Annotated in this window: 24 protein-coding genes; 13 read left to right on the plus strand and 11 right to left on the minus strand. The window is 66.0% G+C overall.

All coding sequences use genetic code 11. The annotated features are described in order from the left end of the window. Positions 1-56 precede the first annotated feature (56 nt). Positions 57-2,966: a bifunctional acetate--CoA ligase family protein/GNAT family N-acetyltransferase gene (locus tag ABW18_RS01190; protein ID WP_049697183.1), complete on the plus strand. Its 2,910-nt coding sequence runs from the start codon at positions 57-59 to the stop codon at positions 2,964-2,966. 19 nt (positions 2,967-2,985) lie between these two features. Here the strand turns inward: ABW18_RS01190 and ABW18_RS01195 are convergent, their stop codons facing one another. Next, the gene (locus tag ABW18_RS01195; protein ID WP_049697184.1) at positions 2,986-3,996 is read right to left on the minus strand and encodes a sigma-70 family RNA polymerase sigma factor; all 1,011 of its coding nucleotides are present in this window, start codon (positions 3,994-3,996) and stop codon (positions 2,986-2,988) included. Between the two features lie 191 nt (positions 3,997-4,187). Then, on the minus strand, positions 4,188-4,574 hold the full coding sequence (locus tag ABW18_RS01200) for a DUF3099 domain-containing protein (RefSeq protein WP_049697185.1): 387 nt from the start codon (positions 4,572-4,574) through the stop codon (positions 4,188-4,190). A gap of 182 nt (positions 4,575-4,756) precedes the next feature. Here ABW18_RS01200 and ABW18_RS01205 point away from each other — a divergent pair, with 182 nt between their 5' ends. Next, positions 4,757-5,032, plus strand: coding sequence for a DUF3039 domain-containing protein (locus ABW18_RS01205; RefSeq protein ID WP_049697486.1), 276 nt, complete (start codon positions 4,757-4,759; stop codon positions 5,030-5,032). 28 nt (positions 5,033-5,060) lie between these two features. Here ABW18_RS01205 and ABW18_RS01210 read toward each other — a convergent pair whose 3' ends face one another. Beyond that, complete coding sequence (locus ABW18_RS01210) at positions 5,061-6,254, minus strand: YihY/virulence factor BrkB family protein (protein WP_049697487.1); 1,194 nt, start codon at positions 6,252-6,254, stop codon at positions 5,061-5,063. A gap of 332 nt (positions 6,255-6,586) precedes the next feature. Between ABW18_RS01210 and ABW18_RS01215 the strand changes: the two genes are divergently transcribed. Further along, positions 6,587-8,311, plus strand: coding sequence for a DEAD/DEAH box helicase (locus tag ABW18_RS01215; RefSeq protein WP_049697186.1), 1,725 nt, complete (start codon positions 6,587-6,589; stop codon positions 8,309-8,311). Between the two features lie 78 nt (positions 8,312-8,389). Here the strand turns inward: ABW18_RS01215 and ABW18_RS01220 are convergent, their stop codons facing one another. Then, complete coding sequence (locus ABW18_RS01220) at positions 8,390-8,596, minus strand: DUF7455 domain-containing protein (protein ID WP_005173003.1); 207 nt, start codon at positions 8,594-8,596, stop codon at positions 8,390-8,392. A gap of 300 nt (positions 8,597-8,896) precedes the next feature. On the opposite strand from ABW18_RS01220, the gene ABW18_RS01225 reads away from it, so the two are divergent. Then, entirely contained in the window at positions 8,897-9,232 is a 336-nt protein-coding gene (locus ABW18_RS01225) for a DUF952 domain-containing protein (RefSeq protein WP_053117349.1), read from the plus strand. 15 nt (positions 9,233-9,247) lie between these two features. On the opposite strand, the gene ABW18_RS01230 is transcribed toward ABW18_RS01225, so the two are convergent. Together ABW18_RS01230 and ppgK are read right to left on the minus strand one after the other, a co-directional pair. After that, a complete protein-coding gene (locus ABW18_RS01230) occupies positions 9,248-10,708 on the minus strand; it encodes an RNA polymerase sigma factor (protein ID WP_049697188.1) in 1,461 nt (486 codons plus the stop codon). Between the two features lie 234 nt (positions 10,709-10,942). Continuing rightward, the gene (ppgK, locus tag ABW18_RS01235) at positions 10,943-11,728 is read right to left on the minus strand and encodes a polyphosphate--glucose phosphotransferase (RefSeq protein ID WP_049697189.1); all 786 of its coding nucleotides are present in this window, start codon (positions 11,726-11,728) and stop codon (positions 10,943-10,945) included. 226 nt (positions 11,729-11,954) lie between these two features. Here ppgK and ABW18_RS01240 point away from each other — a divergent pair, with 226 nt between their 5' ends. Then, a complete protein-coding gene (locus tag ABW18_RS01240) occupies positions 11,955-12,866 on the plus strand; it encodes an inositol monophosphatase family protein (RefSeq protein WP_049697190.1) in 912 nt (303 codons plus the stop codon). 20 nt (positions 12,867-12,886) lie between these two features. Here the strand turns inward: ABW18_RS01240 and cei are convergent, their stop codons facing one another. Beyond that, entirely contained in the window at positions 12,887-13,600 is a 714-nt protein-coding gene (gene cei / locus ABW18_RS01245; RefSeq protein ID WP_049697191.1) for an envelope integrity protein Cei, read from the minus strand. 428 nt (positions 13,601-14,028) lie between these two features. Between cei and ABW18_RS01250 the strand changes: the two genes are divergently transcribed. After that, a complete protein-coding gene (locus ABW18_RS01250; RefSeq protein ID WP_005173015.1) occupies positions 14,029-14,328 on the plus strand; it encodes a DUF4193 domain-containing protein in 300 nt (99 codons plus the stop codon). A gap of 109 nt (positions 14,329-14,437) precedes the next feature. Here the strand turns inward: ABW18_RS01250 and ABW18_RS01255 are convergent, their stop codons facing one another. Next, a complete protein-coding gene (locus tag ABW18_RS01255; protein WP_049697488.1) occupies positions 14,438-15,001 on the minus strand; it encodes a DUF3093 domain-containing protein in 564 nt (187 codons plus the stop codon). Positions 15,002-15,023: 22 nt separating this feature from the next. Between ABW18_RS01255 and dut the strand changes: the two genes are divergently transcribed. Further along, positions 15,024-15,593, plus strand: a complete 570-nt coding sequence (dut, locus tag ABW18_RS01260; protein ID WP_049697192.1) for a dUTP diphosphatase — start codon at positions 15,024-15,026, stop codon at positions 15,591-15,593. After that, positions 15,593-16,420, plus strand: a complete 828-nt coding sequence (locus ABW18_RS01265) for a DUF3710 domain-containing protein (RefSeq protein ID WP_049697193.1) — start codon at positions 15,593-15,595, stop codon at positions 16,418-16,420. Before dut ends, ABW18_RS01265 begins: the two co-directional genes overlap by 1 nt. A 22-nt stretch (positions 16,421-16,442) precedes the next feature. Here the strand turns inward: ABW18_RS01265 and ABW18_RS01270 are convergent, their stop codons facing one another. After that, positions 16,443-17,213 carry an alpha/beta hydrolase gene (locus ABW18_RS01270; RefSeq protein ID WP_049697194.1) on the minus strand — a complete coding sequence of 257 codons (771 nt, stop codon included), beginning with the start codon at positions 17,211-17,213 and terminating at the stop codon, positions 16,443-16,445. A 156-nt stretch (positions 17,214-17,369) separates the two neighbouring features. Between ABW18_RS01270 and ABW18_RS01275 the strand changes: the two genes are divergently transcribed. Further along, positions 17,370-17,747, plus strand: coding sequence for an OB-fold nucleic acid binding domain-containing protein (locus tag ABW18_RS01275; protein ID WP_005201887.1), 378 nt, complete (start codon positions 17,370-17,372; stop codon positions 17,745-17,747). Further along, positions 17,728-18,414 (plus strand): DUF3159 domain-containing protein, encoded by a 687-nt coding sequence (locus ABW18_RS01280; RefSeq protein ID WP_049697195.1) that lies wholly within the window; start codon positions 17,728-17,730, stop codon positions 18,412-18,414. Before ABW18_RS01275 ends, ABW18_RS01280 begins: the two co-directional genes overlap by 20 nt. Here the strand turns inward: ABW18_RS01280 and ABW18_RS01285 are convergent. Both ABW18_RS01285 and ABW18_RS01290 read right to left on the minus strand, forming a co-directional pair. Then, positions 18,407-19,066 carry a potassium channel family protein gene (locus tag ABW18_RS01285; RefSeq protein WP_049697196.1) on the minus strand — a complete coding sequence of 220 codons (660 nt, stop codon included), beginning with the start codon at positions 19,064-19,066 and terminating at the stop codon, positions 18,407-18,409. The two genes, ABW18_RS01280 and ABW18_RS01285, sit on opposite strands and share 8 nt — an antisense overlap. A gap of 9 nt (positions 19,067-19,075) precedes the next feature. Further along, positions 19,076-19,741, minus strand: coding sequence for a potassium channel family protein (locus tag ABW18_RS01290; protein ID WP_049697197.1), 666 nt, complete (start codon positions 19,739-19,741; stop codon positions 19,076-19,078). 217 nt (positions 19,742-19,958) lie between these two features. Here ABW18_RS01290 and ABW18_RS01295 point away from each other — a divergent pair, with 217 nt between their 5' ends. The 3 genes from ABW18_RS01295 (at position 19,959) to dxs (ending at position 25,433) form a co-directional block, all read left to right on the plus strand. Further along, positions 19,959-21,962 carry an APC family permease gene (locus ABW18_RS01295; RefSeq protein ID WP_197494641.1) on the plus strand — a complete coding sequence of 668 codons (2,004 nt, stop codon included), beginning with the start codon at positions 19,959-19,961 and terminating at the stop codon, positions 21,960-21,962. Positions 21,963-21,982: 20 nt separating this feature from the next. Further along, positions 21,983-23,311 carry a class I SAM-dependent RNA methyltransferase gene (locus ABW18_RS01300; RefSeq protein WP_083444266.1) on the plus strand — a complete coding sequence of 443 codons (1,329 nt, stop codon included), beginning with the start codon at positions 21,983-21,985 and terminating at the stop codon, positions 23,309-23,311. A gap of 145 nt (positions 23,312-23,456) precedes the next feature. Continuing rightward, a complete protein-coding gene (dxs, locus tag ABW18_RS01305; RefSeq protein ID WP_049697200.1) occupies positions 23,457-25,433 on the plus strand; it encodes a 1-deoxy-D-xylulose-5-phosphate synthase in 1,977 nt (658 codons plus the stop codon). Positions 25,434-25,474 lie beyond the last annotated feature (41 nt).

A 25,474-nucleotide genomic window follows, 5' to 3' on the forward strand; every position in this document is an offset into this window, starting at 1 on the left:
CTGGTACCCCGGCCACTGATTCCCCAGCCGCTGGTACCCCAGCGACGGATTCAGCCGTGCAGACCGCTCCCCGGGACGATCACGGAGAGGGTGAGCGCCCGCGCGGTCCGTGGGATTACCCCCGACACTGGATCGCCGATGTCCTCGCGTCCGACGGTGGCGTGGTGCATCTGCGTCCGATCGTTCCCGACGACGCCGACCGCGTCGTCCGATTCCACTCGGGTTTGTCCGAACGCACCAGGTACATGCGCTACTTCGGTCCGACGCCGACGCTTCCGCCGCGCGAGGTCGCACGCATGACAACGGTCGACCACCGCAACCGGGTTGCGATCGTCGCAGTGCTCGGTGGGGAGATCATCGCGATCGGCATCTACGAGGGACTCGCCGCCGACGGCAAGCCCGAATCTGCCGAGGTCGCCTTCGTCGTCGCCGACGAACACCAGGGCCGCGGCCTCGGGCCGATTCTGCTCGAACATCTCGCCGGTGCCGCTGCCGAGAACGGATTCACCCGCTTCGAGGCCGAGGTGCTCAGCGAGAATCCCAACATGGTCGCCGTCTTCCGCGACGCCGGCTACCAGATCTCGCGCGCATTCGACGGCTCGACGGTGCACGTCGAGTTCACGATCGATCCCACCGAGGCGATGCTCTCGGTGCGCAACGACCGTGAGCGCGCCTCCGAGGCGCGCAGCGTCGCCAACCTGTTGCGACCGGCGTCTGTTGCCGTGATCGGGGCGTCGACCGATCCCAAGAAGGTGGGAAACGCGCTGCTGGCCAACATCATTGCGGCCGGATTCACCGGCCCTGTGTTCCCGGTCAATGGTCCCGACCGTGACGGTGAACCCGACGATGAGCAGGGCGGATCGGCTCACGACGCGGCGCGTGCCGGGGCGACGCGCCAACCACAGCGACGCCATCGCGGCCCGGCGCGGGCGCCCCGCGTGCGGCCGCCGTCGGTCAGGGGAATCCGCGCGTACCCGACGGTGCGCGACATTCCCGATCCGGTCGATCTCGCGGTGGTCGCGGTGCCCGCGGCGAGCGTCGACGAGGTGCTCGACGACTGCATGGTCAAGGGCGTGCGCGCGCTCGTGATCGTGTCGTCGGGATTCGGCGAAAGCGGTGAGGCGGGCCTGGAGAGCGAACATCGCCTCGTCCAGCAGGTCCGTGAGCACGGCATGCGCCTGGTCGGGCCGAATGCTCTCGGCGTCGCGAACAACGACCCGTCGATTGCGCTGAATGCCACTCTCGCGCCGCGTATCCCGCCACTGGGACGTGTCGGATTCTTCTGTCAGTCCGGTGCGCTCGGCATCGCGATCCTCGACACGGCCGCACATCGCCAGATCGGGTTGTCGACCTTTGTCTCGGCGGGCAACCGTGCCGACGTCTCAGGCAACGACCTGCTGCAGTACTGGGATTCCGACGCCGCTACCGACGTCGTGCTGCTGTATCTCGAGAGTTTCGGTAATCCGCGCAAGTTCTCGCGCATCGCTCGCAGAGTGTCGCGGTCCAAGCCGATCGTCGCGGTCAAATCGGGCAAGGGTGCGATGAGCCCGGTGCGTGCCGCACGGACGGCTGCGGCGAGCCTCGACGATCGCATCGCCCAGATGATGCTCGAGCAAGCGGGCGTCATCCAGGTCGACACCATTCCCGAATTGTTCGACTGCGCATCACTTTTCGCGTATCAACCGCTGCCTCGCGGTCCGCGGACCCGCATCATCGGCAACTCCTCGGTGCTCGGCAGTCTTGCCGCCGACACCGCGCGGTCAGGCGGTCTCGAAGTCGAGTCGACCATCGACCTCGGCGCAGGAGCCTCGGAGGACGAGTTCGAGGCCTCCGTCGCGCAGGCCATGGCCGATCCGGGTGTCGACAGCGTGATCGTCGTCTTCGTGCCACCGGTCGCCGTCGACCTCGACTGGCACGCACGCGCCCTGATCGCGGGCGCGAACACACCGGACGCCGACGCCGACAAACCGATCGTGACCACCTTCCTCGCCGTCGAGGGCATCCCGCCCGGCCTGATGAGGCCCGGACCGTCGGGGCTGCCGGCGCGCGGCTCGATTCCGTCGTATTCGTCCCCCGAACGTGCCGCGGCCGCGCTGGCACGGGCATGGCAGTACGCGCGGTGGTGTGCACGACCGGAGGTCCCCGTCGAGAGACCCGACGGGATCGACCCCGAGGCTGCGAGGACATGGGTGCGCGAAGCCATGTGGGGACTTCCCGACGACGATCCGGGCGTCGATTCTGGTGTCGATTCTGGTGTCGATTCGGACGGCTCCACGGTCGGCGGCGCCGATCCGGTGACGGTGCTCGACGACGTCGACTCCGCCCGCCTGCTCGAGTGGTACGGAGTCGAGGTGGTGCCCTTCCGCGAGGTCTCGACGATGCACGAGGCGTCGGCCGCAGCGCGTGACCTGGGATTCCCTGTCGCAGTGAAAGCAACATCACCGGCATGGCGCGGCCGACTCGACCGTGAGGGCGCACGTCTGGATCTGCCTGACGCCACCGCCGTGGTGACCGCCTTCGCCGAGATCTCGGAGCTGACCGGCGACGACGTGCTCCACGTGCAGAAGATGGCACCCAAGGGTGTCGGCACCATGGTGCGCATGCGCGACGACCCGTCGTTCGGGCCGTTGATTTCCTTCGGATTGTCGGGCAGGACGTTCGAGCTACTCGGCGACGACGGGTACCGCGCGATCCCGATCAATGCGCTCGATGCCGACGAACTCATCGACGAGCCACGATCGGCCCCACTGCTCTACGGGTATCGGGGAGAGGCCCCGGTCAACAGAGGAGCGTTGGTCGACCTACTGATCCGCATCTCGACGATGGCAGACGACATCCCGGAGATCCGCGAGATCGTCGTCGATCCCGTGCTGTGTTCGCCGGAGGGCGCCGCAATCCTCAACGCCCGCATACGAATCGGCCCGGTGCCCACCAAGGCGGACACCGGACCGAGACGATTGAGCTGATTGAGTTGGCGGGAGCGGGTCAGCTCGCGTAGGCGCGCAGGCGCTCGGCGCGCTCGCCCTGACGGAGCTTGCCCATCACCTCACGCTCGATCTGACGGACGCGTTCGCGCGAGAGCCCGAACATGCGGCCGATCTGGTCGAGTGTGCGTGGCTGTCCGTCGTCGAGGCCGTAACGCATACGGATCACCTGCTGCTCACGCTCGTCGAGCGTTGCGAGCACCGCGCGGACGTCGGTGTGCATGAGTCCGGCGATGACGGCGCTCTCCGCGGAGGTCGCCTCGGCGTCTTCGATGAAGTCGCCCAGTGGTGCCTCTTCGTCGCTGCCGACCGGCATGTCGAGGCTCACCGGATCGCGGCTGTGGTCGAGCAGATCTGCGATCTTCTCCGCCGGGATGCCCGATTCGTTGGCGAGCTCGTCGTCGGTGGCCTCGCGTCCGAGCTGCTGATGCAGCTCACGCTTGATGCGCGCCAACTTGTTGACCTGCTCGACCAAGTGGACAGGCAGACGAATGGTGCGGCTCTGGTCAGCCATGCCTCGGGTGATGGCCTGGCGAATCCACCAGGTCGCGTAAGTCGAGAACTTGAAGCCCTTCGCGTAGTCGAACTTCTCCATCGCGCGGATCAGACCGAGGTTGCCCTCCTGGATGAGGTCGAGAAGCGGCATTCCGCGGCCCGTGTAGCGCTTTGCCAGCGAGACGACGAGGCGCAGGTTGGCCTCGAGGAGGTGGGAGCGTGCTGCCTCGCCTTCGCGAATGACGATCGTGAGATCACGCTTCTTTGCCGCGGACAGCCGCTTGCGGGTCGCCAGAACGTGCTTGGCGTAGAGACCTGCTTCGATCTGCTTGGCGAGCTCGACCTCCTGCTCTGCGTTGAGCAGGGCTGTGCGGCCGATGCCGTTGAGGTAGACACGGACCAGATCCGCCGCAGGTGACTGTGCGTCGAGATCCTGTTCCGTCATCGCCGGACGCGAGGGGGTGGTGTCGCCAGAAGCGACGGTGGATGTGGAGCGTGTGACGGTGGAGCGTGACATCTGGCCTCCTAATCGAGTGCGTTCATAGGGTGCAACGACATGCACTCCTCGAAAGTTCCCCGGAGGCTGATTCGGGCTACTGGCTCCTGACCTGCATAAACACTCATTAAGGGATGTCGAACCGACTGAGAATCGGCTGAGATCTACGCGCGGTCGGTCTGTTACGGACGCGGTAGATCGATCCGGAAGCGTCAATGGGGATGTCGGTCGTCGGCGACCGTGGAGTCGATGACATTCGACTCGCCGCCGAGGGCCTGCGGACCGACGACGTGGTGGTCGGGACCGTATTTGTACTGGGCAACCTCTCCGCGCTTGCGAGGCGGCCGATCGTTGGCGATCAGTACGGCGACCCAGGGGAGTGGGATCGACAGTGCGACGATGCCGAGCGCCCACCAGCCCGATCCCGTCATGCTGTAGACGATGCCCGCGATGATCAGCGCGGGAACACGAAACGACATGAGCGTCAGATATTTCCGTACGCGTGTCCGGTGCTGCTCGTCGAGGGACTCCTGCGCGTCGGTGATGAGGAAGGCCTCGGGCGACACGTGATCGCGGCGTGGCCCCTCAGCGCCAACCATGACTGCGCTTCGTTCCGTCGAATCCCATGTCTCCACTGTTCCACTTTCAGTTCCTGATTGCACCGATGGGGCAACCGTGGTGTGACGCGCTCGGGCGTGTCAGGGCCGCGATGGTGGCCCGGGTCGTCGCGCGTGGCGGGTCACCGTGTCGGAATCGGCCCGTGAGGAGCACAATAGAGTGCATGGCTACCGAAACTATCGAGCGGCCCGACCTCGACGAATGGTCGGACACCAAGACCGATGAGCGGCCCGACGCCGATGCGACCGATCGGGGAGACGACGACAGACCCAAGTTCTTCCATTACGTTAAAAAGGACAAGATCGCCGAGAGCGCTGTCATGGGCAATCACGTGGTTGCCTTGTGCGGCGAGACATTCCCGGTGACGCGCTCGGCCAAGCCGGGTTCGCCCGTCTGCCCCAAGTGCAAGAAGATCTACAGTCGGATGCGCAAGGAGTGACTCTCCCCGCCTCAGCCACCGCCGCCCGCTAGCGACTCTCGCCGGGCGGCGGTTGCCGTTGAGGTCCCGATTCGCGGTCTGGGGGCTGCTGAGGACCCTTGCGGATCGGTCCGGTGGCCAGCCGCTCGGGAAGCGCCTTGATGTGGCCGGTGAAGTCGGAGGTCTGTTCGTGTACCCAGTGTCGGACGTGCGCGGTGGCGGGCGGTTTGGCGGGCCAGAGTGATTGGACCGCTGCGTTGAACTCGGCGCCGATCACGATCGCGAAGCCGAGGAAGAACGTGAAGAGCAAGAAGGCGATCGGCGTCGCCAGTGCGCCGTAGGTGTATCCGGCGCGTGTGATCGCGGCGAGGTAGATGCGCAGAACATAGCTGGCGATCCAGAAGAAGACCCCGGCGACCACCGCGCCTCCGACGAGCCTGTGCCAGGGCAACGGATTGGGCAGAGCCAGGTGGTAGAGCGTCGTGAGGACCCCGAGTAGCAGCAGCGCGACGAACGGGAAGTATCCGAAGTCGATCAGCGCGCTCACTCCTCGGTCCCAGGAGTCGGGAACGATCTCGTGCAAGTAGTTCGGGCCGAGTGCGACCAGCGGTAGCAGGAAGACCGACACGACGAGGAAGCACACGTACAGCAGGAGCGCGAAGATCCGCTGCCAAACCGGGTTGCGCACCTCGTGCTGGTCGTGCGCCCGAACGATCGACGCGACGAAACACGACACCGCCGACGAACCGGCCCACAGCGACAGGATGAAGCCCACCGAGATGACGCCGACCCGCCCGCGGCCGAGGACGTTGTCGACGGTGGGGGTGATGAGATCGTTCACGACGTTCGTCGAGAAGGTGCGCTCAGCGAAGCTGATGATCCGCGACGAGATCACCTCGACGGTGTCGGGACCGAACCACCCGGCGATGTAGCCGACGCTGCCGAGGAGCCCGAGGAGCAGCGGAGGTAGCGACAACGCTTGCCAGAATGCTGCCTGCGCGGCCCAGCCGACGATCCCGTCGTCCCAGGCCTTCTTGATCGTGCGCCAGACAACCCGATGCAGATTGGGCAGCACAGGAGGCCCGGGCGACGACGTCTGGTGCTCCTGCGGATCGTCGGTTCCCGTCGATGCGGTGCCGTCTTTCGTCGATCCGGTGTCGTCGGTCTCACGTGTCGGCGCAGCGCGCCTCGGGGCGTCGGGAGAATCGAGCGGCTGGCGTTCGTCTCCCAGCGGAAGATCCATCGACACCGGCGCAGGCCGACGAGGTGTTCTGCGCACGCGTTCTCCGAGAGCCGGCGACGGGGCGGCGTCGTCGGTCATCGGAACAGGGTTGCGGCGTGTCGTGGCTATGGGTCCAGCATCCCTGATCGGCGCAGGTTACGTGCGACACACCCCTTGCCGCGTGTCACAAAGCCCATCACCCGGCTCACCTCGACAGCCGTGTCTGGCGAAAGGCGCGTCGGCGCGAGCCGCTAAGATCGGAAGGTCCCCTCGGATGAGTGAATGTGTTCCGGCACGGTCCATCTGGCCGAGGGGTTGTTTCTTGCCTTCGCGCCGTCGGGAGCTTTGTTTACGTGACTTCTGCCCAATCGCCCGCAACGCCCGCCGGTCCGCCGCTACGCGCCTGGCAGCGTCGAGCGCTCACGAAGTACCTCGCGACCCGGCCGACCGACTTCCTCGCGGTGGCGACGCCAGGTGCGGGAAAGACGACGTTCGGACTTCGGGTCGCGCGGGAACTGCTCGACGATCGCACGATCGAACAGGTCACCGTCGTCACCCCGACCGAACACCTCAAGCATCAGTGGGCGCAGGCTGCCGCGCGCGTCGGCATCGCCCTCGACTCCCGCTTCCGCAACTCCGACGGTCAGACCAGCTCGGACTACAACGGCGTCGCCCTGACGTATGCGCAGGTGGCCGCGCACCCGTCGCGCCACCGGGTGCGCACCGAGAATCGTCGAACACTCGTGATCCTCGACGAGATCCATCACGGTGGCGACGCGAAGTCGTGGGGCGACGCGATCCGTGAGGCGTTCTCCGACGCCGTGCGGAGGTTGTCGCTGACAGGAACACCGTTCCGCTCCGACGACTCACCCATCCCGTTCGTCACGTACGAGCCGGAAGGGGCAGGAGTGCTCCGATCGCGTGCCGACCACACCTACGGCTACGCGGACGCACTCGCCGACGGCGTCGTGCGCCCGGTCGTGTTCCTTGCGTACTCCGGGCAGGCGAGTTGGCGCACGTCGGCGGGCGAGGAGTACACCGCCCGACTCGGTGAGCCGCTGTCCGCCGAGCAGACCGCACGAGCCTGGCGAACCGCACTCGACGCGCACGGTGACTGGATTCCGTCAGTCCTCCAGGCCGCCCACACGAGGTTGGGCCAATTGCGTGCGGCGGGCGTTCCGGACGCCGGAGGACTCGTCATCGCCACCGATCAGACCGTCGCCCGCGACTACGCCGAACTGCTCGAGTCGATCACCGGCCGCAAACCAGTCCTCGTCCTCTCCGACGACCCCAAGTCGACGTCGCGCATTTCGCAGTTCGCCGAATCCGACGATGAGTGGATGGTCGCGGTCCGCATGGTGTCCGAGGGCGTCGACGTGCCGCGTCTCGCGGTCGGTGTGTATGCGACGAGTGCGTCGACCCCGCTGTTTTTTGCGCAGGCGATCGGGCGCTTCGTGCGTTCGAGACGCCCGGGCGAGACCGCGAGCGTGTTCCTGCCCTCCGTGCCCGTGCTGTTGAATCTGGCGAGCCAGATGGAAGCCGAGCGCGACCACGTGCTCGGCAAACCGCATCGCGACAGCGACGGTCTCGACGACGCCCTGCTGATCGATGCCAACAAGCAGAAGGACGAGCCGGGCGAGGACGAGAAGAGCTTCCAATCGCTGCATGCCGACGCCGAGCTCGACCAGGTGATCTTCGACGGCTCGTCGTTCGGAACGGCGACGTTCGCAGGCAGCGACGAGGAATCGGACTACCTGGGCCTTCCCGGGCTGCTCGACGCCGACCAGGTGCGCGCTCTGCTCCGGAAGAAGCAGGCCGACCAGGTGGCACAGCGCTCGACGGTCACGCAGATCGTGCCTGCGGCAGATAAGGTGCCGACGCAGCCCGCGACGGGGGAGAACCTCCACGCGCTGCGCAAGGAACTCAACGGGCTGGTCGCGATGCACCACCATCGCACCGGTAAGCCGCACGGCATGGTGCACAACGAACTACGCAGCAAACTCGGCGGCCCGCCGACGGCCATGGCGACGGCCGACCAGCTCCGCGAACGCATTAAGGCGCTCCGCGCGTGGCGGTGACGTGGGCAGCGAAACCTGAATAGCAGAACACCCCGGCCACATCCGAGTGGTCGGGGTGTTCGCTACGTGTATCGGTCTCTAGACCAGCTCTCCCGCAGACTCTTCGACGGTGGCACTGAGCTCGACGAGTCGGGCTTCGTGCTCGTTGAAGTGGTGGCGGCAGAAGAGAAGCTCGCCGCCCTTGGGCAGGACGGCACGAACCTTTGCGGCTGCGCCGCAGCGATCACAGCGATCGGCAGCGGTGAGCGGTATGGAGATCGGGGTTGTGGTGGCGATGTCAGACATTTTCCTCCGTCCCGGTCCGGCGCCGGTGTGGTCGCCTTCCCTTCAGAGCCAACGCATCCGGACGATGCGTCAACCTCACTGTGTCAGACGTTTGGGGGCCCCGTATTGTTCCGTCGGTTTCCCGGGTGTGTCGTCACTCACCGTTTACATCGGTTCCCCGAGGTGCAACACAACTACACGACCCCGTTACGCGCGAGGCGATCTGGCTCACATTTCGATAGTGGTGAGACCTCTGGTGGCTATGGTGCTGCAGTGACGTCACCAACCGACGAGCCGGCCGTCGAACGCCTCATCCATCTGATGTCGAGTGCGGACTGGGACGCAGCCCGACACGAATCGGAACTACGGCCGCCGTCGCTGGCCGACGTCGGGTTCATTCACCTCTCGACCCCGCAACAGGTGCACCTGCCGGCAAACAGGTTCTACTCCGGTGAGGAGGATCTGCTCGCACTCCACGTCGAGTCGGCACGCCTCGACGCCGAGATCCGCTGGGAGCCCGGCGTCGACGACGATCCTGAATCGATGCTGTTCCCGCACCTCTACGGCCCACTACCGCTCAGTGCGGTGGTCGACGTCACGCCCTATCCGCGTAGCGAAGACGGCACATTCGCGCCGTTTGACGGGCGAAGTGCCTGAACCCCGTGACGACGGTCAGTCGAGGTAGTCGCGAAGCACCTGAGAGCGGCTCGGGTGGCGAAGCTTCGACATGGTCTTCGACTCGATCTGACGGATGCGCTCACGCGTCACGCCGTAGACCTGGCCGATCTCGTCGAGTGTGCGCGGCTGACCGTCGGTGAGTCCGAAGCGGAGCCGGACAACGCCTGCCTCGCGCTCGGACAGCGTCTCGAGAACCGACTGCAGCTGGTCCTGGAGCAGCGTGAAGCTGACCGCGTCGACCGCGACCACGGCTTCGGAGTCCTCGATGAAGTCGCCGAGCTGTGAATCGCCCTCGTCGCCGATCGTCTGGTCGAGCGAAATCGGCTCACGCGCGTACTGCTGGATCTCCAGCACCTTCTCGGGCGTGATGTCCATTTCCTTCGCGAGCTCTTCAGGAGTCGGCTCACGGCCGAGGTCCTGGAGCAGTTCACGCTGGATGCGACCGAGCTTGTTGATGACCTCGACCATGTGCACCGGGATACGGATAGTGCGGGCCTGATCGGCCATCGCGCGGGTGATCGCCTGACGGATCCACCAGGTGGCATACGTCGAGAACTTGTAACCCTTGGTGTAGTCGAACTTCTCGACAGCGCGGATCAGACCGAGGTTGCCCTCCTGGATCAGGTCCAGGAAAGCCATGCCGCGGCCGGTGTAGCGCTTGGCGAGGGAGACGACGAGGCGGAGGTTTGCCTCGAGGAGGTGATTCTTGGCGCGGTTGCCGTCGCGGGAGATCCAGTTCAGGTCGCGCTTCTGTGCGGTCGAGATCTTCTCGCCGGACTCCATGATCCGGCGTAGACGCTCGGTGGCGTACAGGCCCGCTTCGATGCGCTTGGCGAGTTCGACTTCCTCTTCTGCGTTGAGGAGAGCGACCTTGCCGATCTGCTTGAGGTAGGCACGAACCGAGTCGGCGGACGCGGTGAGCTCTGCGTCTTTACGGGCCTGACGAAGAGCCTCTGACTCTTCCTCGTCCCAGACGAAGTCTCCCGCGGTCTTCGCGTCGGCGTCCTTCGACGACTTGTCGGCGGGCGGCGCAACCGGGGGAGTGGCTCCGGCGGTCGTCTTGGCCGGAGTCTCCGGCTCCTCGGCGTCGTCATCGTCGGCCGAATCCTCGGCCGAATCCTCGGCCTCATCCTCGACGTCGATATCCTCGTCGTCGATCTCGACGTCCTCTTCGAGTTCCGCGTCGGGACCGTCGATGTCGTCGATCGAGCCGCCGTCGAGTTCTTCCTCGGCGTTGGCTTCTTCTGCCCCGTCGGCAGGACTCGCGGCCTTCTTGGCCGCCTTCTTCGGAGCGGCTTTCTTGGCCGCCTTCTTGGCGGGGGCCTTGCGAGCGGTGGCCTTCTTGGCCGCCTTCTTGGCGGTCTTCTTGGCCGTCGCCTTTTCTGCAGCCGGGGCCGACGTCGTCGTCGAATCCTCGGCTTCGGCGTCGCTCTGGCGGGTCTGGGTGGCTGCCACGTACAACCTTTCCGAACACAATCTGACACGCTGATTCACAGCGGAAAACCGCTGCGGATCGGGCTGGTTTCTCGGTGCATCGTCACCGGTGGAAACCATTGTAACGACAACATCACTCCGAATGTGACAAATGCCAGGTCAGACAGGTTGTCGCAGGATCGGTTACGTCGACTTCGCCAGCCCCCACCGATCGCCGACGGCTCGCGCTGGGAGACCGCGCAGACCTCGGCCTGATCAGGGCTTGAGACCCCGATCGACGGCCATCGCGGCGCCCACGATTCCCGCGGTGTTCTGTAGGGCGGCCGGAACCACCTTGGTGTCGTTCGTCAGGTACGGAATCCACTTGTCGGCCTTACGGCTGATGCCGCCGCCGGCGATGAACAACGACGGCCAGAAGAGCGCCTCGTACTCCTCGAGGACCGTGCTGACCTTCTTGGACCACTTCTTGTACGACCAGCCCTTTTCTTCCTTCACGCGCGAGGACGCCTGATGCTCGGCTTCCTTCTTTCCGACGATGAGGTGACCGAGCTCGGTGTTCGGTACGAGCGTGCCATTGACCAGGATCGCCGATCCGATGCCGGTGCCGAACGTCAGCAGCATGACAACGCCGTCGACTCCGCTTCCGGCTCCGTGTGCGTCCTCCGCCATTCCGGCCGCGTCCGCGTCGTTGACGACCGAGAGAGCACGCCCCCCGAGGTCCTTGGCGAAGAGCTCGTAGGTATTCGTGCCGATCCACCCCTTGTCGATGTTCGCCGCGGTGCGCATGGTTCCGTCGGTGATGACCCCGGGAAGCGTGATGCCAACGGGCCCATCCCAGTTGAAGTGGCCGACGACCTCGGCGACACCCTTCGAGACCGCTTCGGGTGTCGCGGGTTTGGGGGTGAGCACCTTGTAGCGTTCGCCGACGAGCTTGCCGGTCGTGAGGTCCACGATTCCGCCCTTGATCCCCGACCCCCCGACATCGACGCCGAACGCGCGGGGTCCGGCGGAATCTTTCGCAGAGGTGGATGAGTCGGTCATGGCGGCTTCCTCTCTCGGGGGATCGCGGTGTCCGCGACCGTGCGATATTCAGGCTATCGAGGGGTGACGTGCAACGGGCGGACGTTGTCGGAAATCGTGTCGCACGGTGACGATCACGTGACCGGCGAGTGACGGTATGCCTGCACCGGGTCGGGCGCGGTTGCCCGCAGGGTCGAGCAAACGTCACCGACATGGTCGCGCGAAGGTCAACTGACATGATGGTCTGGTGAACATCCCACGCGAGAACGCCGATACGGCCCAGACCATTGCAGGCGTCGACGTGGAGAAGCTCGGTGAGGTGGCATTCGAGGTGGCCACCGATGCGGCTCGCCATGTCCGGAGGCGACGTCCGGAGTTGTTCGGGCGAACCGGAACGGCGCCGGGAACGGGCAATGACGTTGTCCCGTCGGCGGTGTCGACGAAATCCACGCCGACCGATCCGGTGACGCTTGCCGATACCGAATCCGAGGAACTCATCCGCGCGCTGCTGAAGCGGCTGCGCCCGGACGACGCTGTTCTCGGCGAGGAGGAGGGCGGCTCCGTCGAGGTCCCGTCCGGTGTGCGCTGGGTGATCGATCCCATCGACGGGACGGTCAACTTCCTCTACGGCATTCCCGCATACGCGGTGTCCGTGGCAGCCCAAGTCGACGGCAGGTCGGTCGCCGGTGCTGTCGTCGACGTCGCGCGTGATGTCGTGTACACGGCGACGCTGTCCGGTGGCGCGTACGAGGTTCGCGACGGCGTGCGCACGAGGCTGCGTGCCAATCCGATCTCGCGAGTCGACCTCGCGCTGGTCGCGACCGGATTTGGTTACGACGTCGAGCGTCGTCGCGCACAGGGCGAACTGATGTCTCGGCTGCTTCCGCGGGTTCGGGATCTACGTCGAATAGGCGCAGCGGCGCTCGACCTGTGCATGGTGGCCTCGGGTGCGGTTGATGCGCACATCGAGCACGGATTGAGTCCCTGGGACTGGGCCGCCGGTGCGCTTGTGGCGGCAGAGGCGGGCGCGATCGTGCGGACCCCGCCGCCGGATTCGCGCTCAGCCGACGGCGACGCCACGGTTGCCGTCGCGCCGGGCATCGGCGAGGAGTTCTTTGCGCTGCTCGATGAGATCGGTGCGCTCAAGCCCATCGTCTGAGCGACCAATTGTCCTGTCTGTCAACAGGGTTGGGCGTGAACCGCTCGTACCACTCCGGGATCGGCTCCGGTCTTCGGGTTGTGCGGATCGGCCGACCGGAGAGCTTCGAGGGCTGCCTGCGTGTCCTGTGACTGCTCACGTGCTTTGTAGTACTCGCCGAGTGCGACGTCGACCGAAGTGCCTGTGCGCCCATCGTCGACGAGTTCAGCGCAGGGGATCGCGACCCAGACCGACGCCGCGGCAGCCTTGCCCGCGGGCCCGAATCGGATCTGTGCCACGCAGTCGAGGTCGTGGTTGGGGTACAGCGCGTCGTCGGCATAGGCGCCGTCAGGAACGGGATTGAAACCCTGGGCGGTCAGGTCGTCGGAGACGGTCTGAGCCTCACCGCGCTGAGTCGATGCGTTGAGCACGCGCACCTGGAATGTGGACAGCGCGGCGGGTGCGACGTTCAGCATGTCGTCACGACTGACGACGGTGAGCTTCGGTGTTTTCGCAGACGCCGCTGCGGGGGCGTTGGCGGCAGGGGGCGCCACGACCGATGAACTTGCCGGGGTGGGCGCGTTGCAGCTGGTCGGCGTCGCGTCCGCGGTCGAATTCGACAGCGCGACCGCCCATGCGATCACACCTACGACGAGCAGGATGACCGCGACGATGATGGCCGGCCGCGCGTGCCGACGTCGGTAGGGGCGTCCCTTGTCGTCGGTCGGGTAGCCGACCGTAATCCTCGAGACCACCGTTGACCCTGCTCCTTCTCGTATCCACGCATACCTGCGCCTGCCGGCGCCGGGAGCCCAGCGAGCAGGACGAGTTCACTGTAGAGGGTTCGCGGGCGCCGATGTGTCAAGCGCTGTGTGTGCGAGTCGGAGCTCACCGGTACCCGGGTGATGAATCACTCGGGAATGAATCGGCGTAGCCGTGATGTTGACCGCGGACAAGCGATGCACTACAGTTCGGGCGCCCCGTCCTAGACATGGATGGACCAGCCTACGGATTATGTGATGCACATCACATAAATCTGTTTGGTTGGGGGTAACGAATTGCAGGCGCCACGAGTTGTTGTGACGTCGGTGAAATCCAAACCCCCGACAGGCATCGTGCTCATTGGTCGACCGGCCACAAGCCAGTCTTCCTCGGCTCCAACTCCAACCAAGTAAGGCACACAATGGCTACTGATTACGACGCGCCACGGCGTACGGAGACCGAAGACCTGAATGAGGATTCGCTCGAAGAGTTGAAGGCTCGTCGCAGCGAAGCCCAGTCGTCTGCGGTCGACGTCGACGAGACCGACACAGCCGAGTCGTTCGAACTGCCCGGCGCTGATCTCTCCGGAGAAGAGCTCTCCGTTCGTGTGATCCCCAAGCAGGCTGACGAATTCACCTGCAGCAGCTGCTTCCTCGTCTACCACCGCAGCCGTTTGGCTCGGGAGAACGGCAGCTCGCTCATCTGCGTCGACTGCGCCTGAGCGCTGCGCAGCGTGCCGGTCTCCGGCACTGCTGCGCCGCTCACGACCGTCGGTGAGTCGCGACTGGGCGCGGGCATCGACTCGCCTCGCGGCGTTAACTCTGTTCGCGTTAACTCTGTTCGCGGTCCGAGTGCTCGGGACTCACCACACTCGTCGCGCTGGCATCGGGAATGTCCAGTGCGGCGAGCACCTTCTCGGGATGTCTCGTTGACACCAGCCAGTACGGCGTCGGGTCATCGGGATCGTCCAACACCAACAACACCATTGTCTTGATCCACGCATGATGCATGAGGAACGCGGCCGGATCGAGCTGACGGCCGAGTGCCGCACTCTTGGCCGACGCCGGAATGCTCGCGCCGCGCGCGATCACCGAATTGGGCAGCTGCGCCTTGCCCGCGTGCAGGACACCGTCGGCGTCGACCCTGATCTGGGTACGGCCCATCGACCACAGCAGAAATGCGCAGAGCAGACCGACCGCGATGTACCCGACGAAGCTCCACGACGAGCGATGCGCCGAGAGTTGGATCTCGTATCCGGCGACGGCTGTCACCACGGCTGCCGCCGGCCACCACCACAGGGGCACACGCAGGCGTTCGCTGTAGCGGTCTGCTGCCGGATCGGCAGGTCCTGACGACCGGGACCCGGTCTCCTCGGGTGGTTCGGATGAGCTCACATGCTCAGCGTAGTCTGCGTTCGTGACCGTAGAATCCACCCCCGGCGCTGCGGCGATCGGTCCGATCCCGGTGAAGCGACTCGATCCGGGTATTCCGTTGCCGACTCGCGCTCATCCCGGCGACGCGGGAGTCGACCTGTGCTCCACCATCGATGTCGAACTACCACCGGGACGCAGGCAACTCGTCGGCACGGGTATCGCCGTGGCACTGCCATTCGGAACGGTCGGGCTGATTCATCCGCGGTCGGGACTCGCGGCCCGCGCGGGCTTGTCGATCGTCAACGCCCCGGGAACCATCGACGCCGGGTACCGCGGGGAGATCAAGGTCTGTCTCATCAACCTCGACCCGTCGGAGACGATCAGCATCGTCCGCGGGGATCGCATCGCGCAGTTGCTGATCCAGCGGATCGAACTAGCCGACTTCACCGAGGTCGATGAACTCGACGAGACGGCACGCGGCGAGGGTGGCTACGGATCGAGCGGTGGACACGCCATACTGACGAGCGGGGGCCCTGTCGATCCGGCCACAGTCCACACGAACAGCGGATCGGATACCGCAGGCGACAACGCGAACGAGGAGAACCCCACGTGATGGCACGAGACCCCGAGTCGACGTCGAACGCATCCGACCAGCCACTGCTCATCGGACAGGCGCGCGGACCCTACGACATCACCGAACTCGACACCCCTGCCGAGGATCTGGAGAAATCGCACCTCGACCTCGGTGCCGTGCTCGTGCCAGTCGTCGAAGGCGGGCAGGTCACCGTCGAGATGACTGCCGATCATCAGCCGGAGGCCGTTTACCTGGTCACTCCGTATGGACGGCTCACCGTCGCGGCCTTCGCGGCACCCAAGTCGCCGGGACTATGGCGCGAGGTGGTCGGTGAACTCGTCGACTCACTGAAGAACGACGGCGCGGCAACGAGCATCGAAGACGGCCACTGGGGTCGCGAGATCGTCGCAGAGGTCCCCGGCGGCAGCCACCGCTTCATCGGCGTCGACGGCCCGCGCTGGATGGTTCGGTTGGTGGCCAGCGGACCGACCGAGACCGCTTCCGAACTTTCACAACTTTCCCGTGCCGTGCTCGCCGAGTCGGTGGTACGTCGAGGCACCGAGCCCGCGCCGCCACGCGAGATGCTGCCGCTCGTGCTCCCGCCGGTGCTCGCCGAGCAGGTCGCTGCAGCACAGCAGCAGATGTTCGCCGCAGAGGGGGGCGAGGTCCCGCCCGGCGTCGTGGTCCCCGACGGCGCGGTGACAGGCGCGGGCGACGACGTGCAGCCCGCGCAGCAGGCAGCCGTCACGGAACCGAGCGGCGCGGCCGACGACGCCGGGTTCGCCACCGGTGACGAAGTCGACTCCGCCGACGATCAGCCCCGTTCTGCCGGCTCGGCCATGCAGCGTTTCCGTCGACGCCGCTGACCTCGCTGACATCTGCGCGCCACTAAGGGCGTCGAGCACCGGGGGCTGGTGCTGGAGTGACCAGCAGGCGCAGCCATGCCCGTGCGCACGCTGTCCCGAGCACCGAGGGATCGGTGCCCCACTGAGTCAGTCCGACGTCGACGACCTCCGCGCACGGCGCGGCCGCCGACCACTTCTCGGCGATGTCGCGGGGATGGAGCGGATCGTCGACCGCAGCGGTGATCGCAAGCGGCACAGTGAGTGTGGAGATCTCGTCCGGCGTCGGCGCCACGCACTGCGACGCTGCGCGCAGTTGCGCGACGAGGTCGCGGGACTGCGCGCGCCACGACCGGCTCAGCTCGACGCCGAGCCACTCGGGACTCGTCGACACCATCGTCGCGATCGTTGCGTCGAGACCGTCACGCTCGATGGCGTCGGCGGTGAGGCGGGCGCTTGCCGCGGCGAGCGATCCGGACGGTTGGCCGCTCCAGGGCGGCAGGGCAGCCAAGACCCCGGCACAGGTTGCGGTCCCTGCATGTGCGGACTGCCTGTCCAGCGCCCAGCGCAGCGCAGTCACCGCACCGATGGACACGCCGCCGACCAGGACGGACTCGTGCTCGCGCGCCGCGGAGTCGAGTGCGCGGATGAATCCGGGGATGAGGTCAGCAGTCGGTTTCACAGCGATGAGTTCGACGTCGAGAAGTCGGGAAGCCGGTCCGAACGCCCGTCGAATGTAGTCGTCGTCCGACCCGGTTCCGGGCATGGCGATCAGCGCGGTCGGTGCTGGTGGGGGCACGGTGTCAGCCAAGGGCATGAACCGATGATGCCGTGCGTTGTAAGTGGTGAGCGCAGAGGTCTAGGCTGACCGAGAGCGGCTCGGTTGGTTCAGCCCGATACGCCGAGTCCGAAACACCGATCGAGCCCGAAACACCGATCGTGTCACAAGCACGACGTCTACTTGGAGGTTGTGATGCCCACAGCCGGTTATCTCAAGCGACTGACCAGGCGGCTCACCGAAGATCTCGGAGAAGCCGACGCGGAGAAGATCGCGGCGGAGTCGGCAGCCACCGGCGCACAGCGCGCGGTGGAGTGTTCGCGCGGCGACGAGGTCACGATGCATGGTGAGTTGCGCGCTGTCGAGACCTGTTCCCGCACCGCGAAGAGTGGGGTCAAGGCCGAGTTCTTCGACGGAAGCGACGTCGTCTTTCTGAAGTGGATGGGACGCAACCGCATCCCCGGTATCGAGCCGGGTCGGAAGATCACCGTGAGCGGGCGTCTCGGCGAACACAACGGCACCAAGGTGATCTACAACCCCGATTACGAATTGCATGGCGACGGAGAAGACTGACAGTCCCGACGCCGCGTCGGAAGTCGACGCAGCCGAACGGTCAACCGCGACCGTTCTCGACCAGCTCGGCGGAGTATCCGGTCTGATTTCGTCGACGATCCCGGTCATCGTGTTCGTGGTTGTCAACGCCGCATTCGGCGTGACGGCGGCCATCGTCGCGGCATTGTGTACGGCAGCACTGGTTGCCGTCGTCCGCCTGCTCCGGCGCGATGGACTCGCACCGGCGGTCTCCGGCTTTCTCGGCGTAGCGATCTGTGCGTTCATCGCTCATCGCGTCGGTGACGCGAAAGGCTACTTTCTACTCGGCATCTGGACGTCGCTGGTGTACGCGGGTGTCCTGCTCGCTTCGATCCTGGTTCGGTGGCCGCTGATCGGCGTTGCCTGGAACTACGTCAACGGCGCCGGAACGCAGTGGCGCCGCAACCGCAGAACGTTGATCGCCTACGACATCGCCACGGCGTTCTGGGCGCTGGTGTTCGCGGGACGCTACCTCGCACAGTCGTCGCTCTATGACAGCGGCGACACAGGTTGGCTGGCAGTGGCCCGGATCGGAATGGGCTGGCCTCTCACCGCGCTCGCCGTCGTGGTGACCGTCTTGCTTGTCCGACGCGCCTCGCGCGCCTCACTTACATCAGCCGACCGAAATCAGCCGACCCAGATCAGTTGACGTGCATCGCCGCGTGGAGAGCCGGTTCGACGTCGACTGCCGCGACGAAGACGAGTTCGTCTCCGCCTTCGAGCGGATCGTCGCGCTCGGGCACGATGACGCGGCCGCCACGGATGATCGCCACCAGCGCGGCATCGCGCGGCAGGTCGATCTTGCGTACCGGCTTTCCCGCCAATGGGGTGTCCGGCGGCAGTGTGAGTTCGACGAGGTTGGCCTGGCCCTGACGAAATGTCATGAGGCGCACCAGATCTCCGACGGAGACCGCTTCTTCGACCAGCGAGGCGAGGAGTCGAGGTGTCGAGACCGCGACGTCGACGCCCCAGTCCTCCCCGAACAGCCACTCGTTGCGCGGATCGTTCACGCGGGCGACCACCCTGCTCACCGCGAACTCGGTCTTCGCAAGCAAGCTGACCACGAGATTGGCCTTGTCGTCTCCGGTCGCCGCGATCATCACGTCGTAGGACTGCAACCCGGCTCGTTCGAGGTTGGCGAGCTCGCAGGCGTCCGCGAGTAGCCAGGTCGCTCCCTGGACCGCGTCGACGTCGATGTGGCTTGCGAGGCGTTCGAACAGGGTCACCTCGTGTCCAGCCGCGATGAGTTCACGGGCGATCGAGCGACCCACTGCGCCTGCACCGGCGATGGCGACTTTCATCTCTCTCCTCTAATCGGCGTGAGCCAGGGGTGCTGCGACCAGCGCACGTACTCCGGCAAGATCGTCGAGGCGGACCGACGCGAACACGATGTCGTCTTGTTGCAGAACGGTTTTGGCTTCGGGAAGGATCGGTTTGCCGTGTCGGTTCAGAAACGACAAGCGAGCGCCGGACAGCTCTTGAAACTTCACCGACGTGATGCCGATCCACGACTCGTGGATGTCGAGCTGGGCGATCGCGATGGTTCCCGACGGATCGCGCCACTCCGTCGTGGTCGACGTCTCGCCGAGTGCCGAGACGAAACGCTCAGTCGTCCACGGCACCGTCGCGACGGTCGGGATGCCCAGTCGCTCGTATACCTGTGCGCGCTTGGCGTCGTAGATTCTGGCGACGACGCGCGGGACGTCGAAGGTCTCGCGGGCGACGCGCGCGGCGATGATGTTGGAGTTGTCGCCCGACGACACCGCAGCGAACGAGTCGGCCTGCTCTATTCCGGCACGGGTGAGTACCTCGCGATCGAATCCGACCCCGACGATCCGCTCTCCGGTGAAGTCGTCGGACAGTCGTGTGAACGCCGCCGGATCGCGGTCGATGATGGACACCTGATGTCCGCGCTTCTGCATGGCCATCGCCAGGGACGATCCCACTCGTCCGCACCCCATGATGACTACCCGCACATCGATCCTCTCGTGGGTTCACTACTCGTCGGGCGCGGTGGAGCGTCGACGCAGGCGACTGCCGCCGATTGTCCGCGCGACTTGAACCTACCCGCACCATCAGCCCGGCGACATCGGGCCACGCGAACTGGTCGCGCACGCAGCGATCATGGCCACCTGATCGACCACCCCGGGGCCGTAGTGGCCCTACACGAGCGCAAGGTCTTAGTGTTGCGTGGTGTCCACCGTGTCAAAGGCGTCTGTTGCGACGAAACGACTGCTCCTCGGCAGGCCGTTCCGTAGCGACAAATTGGGCCACACGCTGCTGCCCAAGCGGATCGCACTGCCCGTGTTCGCCTCAGACGCGATGTCGTCGGTCGCCTACGCGCCGCAGGAGATCTTCCTGGTGCTCTCGGTTGCCGGCCTCAGCGCCATGACCCTTGCCCCGTGGATCGCGATCGCCGTCGCGGTCGTGATGGCGGTGGTTGTCGCCAGCTACCGACAGAACGTCCACGCCTATCCGTCCGGTGGTGGCGACTACGAGGTGGCAACCGTCAATCTGGGGTCGTCGGCGGGTCTGGTCGTCGGCAGCGCCCTGCTCGTCGACTACGTGCTGACCGTCGCGGTCTCCATCTCGTCGGCCGCAGAGAACATCGGTTCCGCCATCCCGTTCGTGCACGAGCACCGGGTGTGGTTCTGTGTGGCCGCGATCGTGGTGCTCGCCGCCGTCAACCTGCGCGGCATCAAGGAATCCGGTTCGGTGCTGGCCGTTCCGACCTACGCGTTCATCTTCGGCGTCATCGCCATGCTCGTGTGGGGTGCGATCGAGATCTTCATCCTCGGTCGCGACGTCCGCGCCGAGACCGCCGACTTCGATATCCGGGCGGAGAACACGCATCTCGCCGGTGTGGCGTTCATCTTCCTCATCGCGCGCGCATTCTCGTCGGGTTCGGCGGCCCTAACCGGTGTCGAGGCCATCAGCAACGGCGTGCCCGCCTTCCAGAAACCGAAGTCGCGCAACGCCGCCACGACGCTGCTCATGCTGGGAACAATCGCGATCGTGCTGCTGCTCGGGATCGTCTGGCTCGCCGAGCGGGTCGGTGCCAAGTACGTGTCCGACCCGGCTCGCGACCTGATCGGCGCGCCACCCGGCTATCAGCAGGAAGCGCTCATCGCACAGTTGGCGCAGGCCGTCTTCGACAATTTCCCCGTGGGGTTCTACTTCGTGGCCGTCGCCACGGCGCTCATCCTGATGCTCGCGGCCAACACCGCGTTCAACGGATTCCCCGTGCTCGGTTCCGTTCTGGCGCAGGATCGCTTCCTGCCCCGACAGTTGCACACGCGTGGCGACCGCCTCGCGTTCAGTAACGGCATCATCTTCCTCGCCGTCGCGGCGATCGCCTTCGTCGTGGCATTCGGCGGCGAGGTCACCGCGCTCATCCAGCTCTACATCGTCGGTGTGTTCGTCTCGTTCACGCTGAGCCAGGCGGGCATGGTTCGGCACTGGACGCGCCTGTTGCGACACGAGACCGATCCGCGCGCGCGGCGTCGGATGAAGCAGTCGCGGATCATCAACTCCGTTGGCCTGGTGATGACGGCTACCGTCCTGGTCGTCGTGCTCATCACCAAATTCACTGCCGGGGCATGGATCGCCATACTCGCCATGGTCATCCTGTACGTACTGATGAAGCTGATCCACCACCATTACGCGTCGGTGCAGCGAGAGCTCGAGCGGGTCGAAGCAGAAGAAGACCAGGTTCTTCCGAGCCGCACGCACTCGATCGTGTTGATTTCCACGCTGCACCTCGCGACCAAGCGTGCGTTGCTCTACGCCCGCGCCACGCGGCCGGACGTCCTCGAGGCCATCACGGTCAACGTCGACGACCGCGACACGCGAATACTGGTGTCGCAGTGGGAGGAAAGCGACATCAAGGTGCCACTCAAGGTGATTGCGTCGCCGTACCGTGAGATCACCAGACCGGTGATCGAGTATGTGCGTCGGGTGCGGCGCGAGCACCCGCGAGACGTGATCACCGTCTTCATCCCCGAATACGTTGTCGGGCACTGGTGGGAGCAGATTCTGCACAACCAGTCGGCGCTGCGACTCAAGACGCGTCTGTTGTTCGAGCCCGGCGTGATGGTCACGTCGGTGCCGTGGCAGCTCACGTCGTCGGACCGACGCCGCGACGACCTCGAGTACAACGCTCCCGGCGACACTCGGCGAGCGTTGGGTGGCCAGTGAGTTCGACGCCGCAACCACCCTTGACCGCGCCCGTCGTGACCGTGCGGGTTGATCGACCGGCCAACGGGGGAGACGCCGTGGGCCGTCTCGACGACGGACGAGTGGTGTTCGTGCGTGGCGCCATTCCAGGGGAGACGGTCGCGGCGCGGGTCGTCGACACCCGAGCGGAGTCGTTCTGGCGCGCGGAGGCGATCGACATCCTCGACCCTTCGCCGCATCGCGTCGACATGATCTGCCCGGCGGCCACCCACGGCGCGGGCTGCTGCGACCTCGCCTTCATCGAACCCGGCCATGCGCGGACATTGAAGGCGCAGGCACTCGAGGACGTCCTCGTGCGGGTCGGCCATTTCGCCGCCGATCGTGTCCACGACTGGTGCGCCGACGACGCGAATCCCGATGCGCCACCCGCGATCGGCATCCGTTCGCTGTCCGACGACGCCACGGGCTGGCGCGTGCGGACGCGTCTGGCGGTGGACGCCGCGGGCCGAAGCGGACAGCACCGATTCCACAGCGGCGACCTCGTCGTGGGGGTCGACTGTGTGCAGCCGGTCGCAGGTCTGCTCGACGGACTCGACGACCGCCGCTTCACGCCAGGTGCAGAGTTGGCGATCGTCGCCGACGCCGCCGACCGCAGGCACATCACCGAACTCGCTCCGGCGGCGCCGCCCCAACGGCACTCCCGTCGCGATCGAGGCAGAAGTGCCGCGCAGCGTCGTCGACGTAGCGTCGAATCACGCAGGGCAACAACGGTACTCGAAGGCGACGCCGCCGCACGCCACCGCGTGGGGGAGCGGGAGTGGTCGATTCCGGTGACGGGCTTCTGGCAGGCGCATCGAATGGCGCCGACCCGCTACGCGCAGACCGTCGCCGAGTTCGTCGCTTCGACCGACGTCTCGCGGCCCGCGACCTGTTGGGACCTCTACGGCGGTGCAGGCGTCTTCGCGGGCGCTCTGGTCGACACGCTGGACACCGGTGAAGTCCATATCGTCGACTCAGACGCCGCCGCACTGGCCGCTGCGGACGCGGTGTTCGCCGAGGAGGACTCGTCGGTCGCCACCCACCGCGGCGAAGTCGCCGACGTGATCAAGTCGTTGCCTGCCCCGGAGGTCGTCGTCCTCGACCCGCCGCGAACCGGCGCAGGCACCCGAGTGATCGACAGGATCGTCGCCGCCTCGCCCCAGGTGGTGGTGCACGTCGGGTGCGACGCCGCACGATTCGCGCGTGACCTCGCTTTGTTCACCGAACGCGGGTACGCCGTCACCCGGATGCGGGCATTCGACGCTTTCCCGCTGACGCACCACGTCGAAGCGATCGCGCTGCTCGTGCCGAACGCAGCCGTCGGTGTGTGACCAGTTCGCTGTTGTGGTGACCAATTCGTGGTTGTGGTGACCAATTCGTGGTTGTGGTGAGTCAGTGCACTGCCGCGAGGTCCGTAGACTGTTCGACACGACCGCGACAAGCCCGCGCGGTCGGTGTGCGTAGTAGGAGGACTCGATGAGTGTGCTCGAGCGGATCTCTTCCCCGGCCGATCTCAAGGCGTTGTCGCCGGACGAGGTCGTGGTGCTCGCAGGGGAGATCCGTGAGTTCCTCATCGAGAAGGTGTCGGCGACCGGCGGCCACCTGGGCCCTAATCTGGGGGTTGTCGAGCTGACTCTCGCACTCCACCGTGTCTTCGATTCGCCCGTCGACCCGGTGATCTTCGACACGGGTCATCAGTCGTACGTGCACAAGATCGTCACCGGACGCGCCGCGGGTTTCGACGAGTTGCGTCAACGCGACGGACTCACCGGGTACCAGGATCGCACCGAGAGTGAGCACGACTGGGTCGAGTCCTCGCACGCATCGGCAGCACTGAGTTACGCCGACGGTCTGGCGAAGTCGTTCGCTCTGACCGGTCAGGACCGCACGGTCGTCGCGATCGTCGGCGACGGCGCGCTCACCGGCGGAATGTGTTGGGAGGCGATCAACAACATCGCCGATTCCGACCGCTCGGTCGTCATCGTCGTCAACGACAACGGGCGCTCGTACGCACCGACCATCGGGGGCGTCGCGGCACACCTGTCGGGTCTGCGGCTCCAGCCCGGCTACGAACGCTTCCTCGACGAGAGTCGTCGTGTGATGCAGATGTTGCCCGTTGTCGGCGGACCGGCATACGCGGTTCTGCACGGCATGAAGAGCGGGATCAAAGATCTCCTCGCGCCCCAGCAGATGTTCACCGATCTCGGACTGAAGTACGTCGGACCCGTAGACGGCCACGATGTCGAAGCGCTCGAAGCGGCGTTCGCGCGGGCACGATCGTTCGGCGGTCCGGTCATCGTGCATGCCGTCACCCGCAAGGGCAATGGCTATATTCACGCCGAGAACCACGTGGCCGATCAAATGCACTCGACCGGTGTGATCGATCCCAAGACCGGCCGCGCCAAGTCGGTGTCGGCGCAGGACTGGACGTCGGTGTTCTCCGCGGCGCTACTCGAAGCCGGTGCGACGCGCCCCGACGTTGTCGCGATCACCGCTGCGATGCCGGGCCCGACAGGGCTCGCACCCTTCGGCGAGAAGTACCCCGACCGCATGTTCGACGTCGGCATCGCCGAACAGCACGCGCTCACCTCGGCGGCGGGCCTTGCACTGGGCGGGATGCATCCCGTCGTCGCGATCTACTCGACGTTCCTCAACCGCGCATTCGACCAGCTCCTCATGGACGTCGCGTTGCTGCGGCAGCCGGTCACCCTCGTCCTCGACCGTGCGGGGATCACCGGACCCGACGGCCCCAGCCACCACGGCATGTGGGATCTGTCGCTGATGGCGATGGTCCCCGGTCTTCGGGTCGCCGCACCGCGCGACGCCGTCCGTCTTCGCGAAGAGTTCGACGAGGCGCTTGCCGTCGACGACGGCCCGACCGCACTGCGCTTCTCGAAAGGCGCTGTGCCCGAGGACATTCGCGCCGTGGAGCGTCTCGACGACGGCGTCGACATCCTGCGTCGGTCGTCACCCGGCGTCGGGGAAGCCGCGGGCGACGTGCTCATCGTCGCCGTCGGCGCGTTCTGCGGTCTCGCTGTCGACACCGCAGACCGGCTGGCCAAGCAGGGCATCGACGCGACGGTCGTCGACCCGCGGTGGGTGCTACCCGTCGCGGAGTCGATCGTCGACCTCGCGCGCAGGCATCGACTGGTGGTGACACTCGAGGACAGTGGTGTGAGCGGGGGAGTGGGAGCTGCAGTCAGCGCCGCTCTCTCCGAGGCGGAAGTGCCTGTGCCCGTGCAACTTCGAGGAATCCCGCAGCGCTTCATCGAACACGCGTCGCGCGGCGAGATCCTGGCCGAGCTCGGCCTGACGGCTCAGGACCTCGCGCGATCGATCACGGCCACGGTGTCGGGGATGGAAACGGTGCCAGAACTCGAGCACGCCGACGACGCGGTCGATGTGGCGCGTGATGCCGCAGGTGTCGACACAACCGAGGTCGACCGAGGCTGACGGTGCGAGCTGATCTCGCGGTCAGCTCATCGAATCCGACT

Origin of the sequence: Gordonia jacobaea (assembly GCF_001186365.1) — a bacterium.
Lineage (GTDB): Bacteria > Actinomycetota > Actinomycetes > Mycobacteriales > Mycobacteriaceae > Gordonia > Gordonia jacobaea.

Bases quoted from the DNA above. Each gene is read 5' to 3' on its own strand.
- ABW18_RS01195 (WP_049697184.1), bottom strand. From the start codon at position 3,996: ATGTCACGCTCCACCGTCACACGCTCCACATCCACCGTCGCTTCTGGC.
- ABW18_RS01200 (WP_049697185.1), bottom strand. From the start codon at position 4,574: ATGGTTGGCGCTGAGGGGCCACGCCGCGATCACGTGTCGCCCGAGGCC.
- ABW18_RS01205 (WP_049697486.1), top strand. From the start codon at position 4,757: ATGGCTACCGAAACTATCGAGCGGCCCGACCTCGACGAATGGTCGGAC.
- ABW18_RS01210 (WP_049697487.1), bottom strand. From the start codon at position 6,254: ATGGATCTTCCGCTGGGAGACGAACGCCAGCCGCTCGATTCTCCCGAC.
- ABW18_RS01220 (WP_005173003.1), bottom strand. From the start codon at position 8,596: ATGTCTGACATCGCCACCACAACCCCGATCTCCATACCGCTCACCGCT.
- ABW18_RS01225 (WP_053117349.1), top strand. From the start codon at position 8,897: ATGTCGAGTGCGGACTGGGACGCAGCCCGACACGAATCGGAACTACGG.
- ppgK (WP_049697189.1), bottom strand. From the start codon at position 11,728: ATGACCGACTCATCCACCTCTGCGAAAGATTCCGCCGGACCCCGCGCG.
- ABW18_RS01250 (WP_005173015.1), top strand. From the start codon at position 14,029: ATGGCTACTGATTACGACGCGCCACGGCGTACGGAGACCGAAGACCTG.
- ABW18_RS01265 (WP_049697193.1), top strand. From the start codon at position 15,593: ATGGCACGAGACCCCGAGTCGACGTCGAACGCATCCGACCAGCCACTG.
- ABW18_RS01270 (WP_049697194.1), bottom strand. From the start codon at position 17,213: ATGCCCTTGGCTGACACCGTGCCCCCACCAGCACCGACCGCGCTGATC.
- ABW18_RS01275 (WP_005201887.1), top strand. From the start codon at position 17,370: ATGCCCACAGCCGGTTATCTCAAGCGACTGACCAGGCGGCTCACCGAA.
- ABW18_RS01280 (WP_049697195.1), top strand. From the start codon at position 17,728: ATGGCGACGGAGAAGACTGACAGTCCCGACGCCGCGTCGGAAGTCGAC.
- ABW18_RS01285 (WP_049697196.1), bottom strand. From the start codon at position 19,066: ATGAAAGTCGCCATCGCCGGTGCAGGCGCAGTGGGTCGCTCGATCGCC.
- dxs (WP_049697200.1), top strand. From the start codon at position 23,457: ATGAGTGTGCTCGAGCGGATCTCTTCCCCGGCCGATCTCAAGGCGTTG.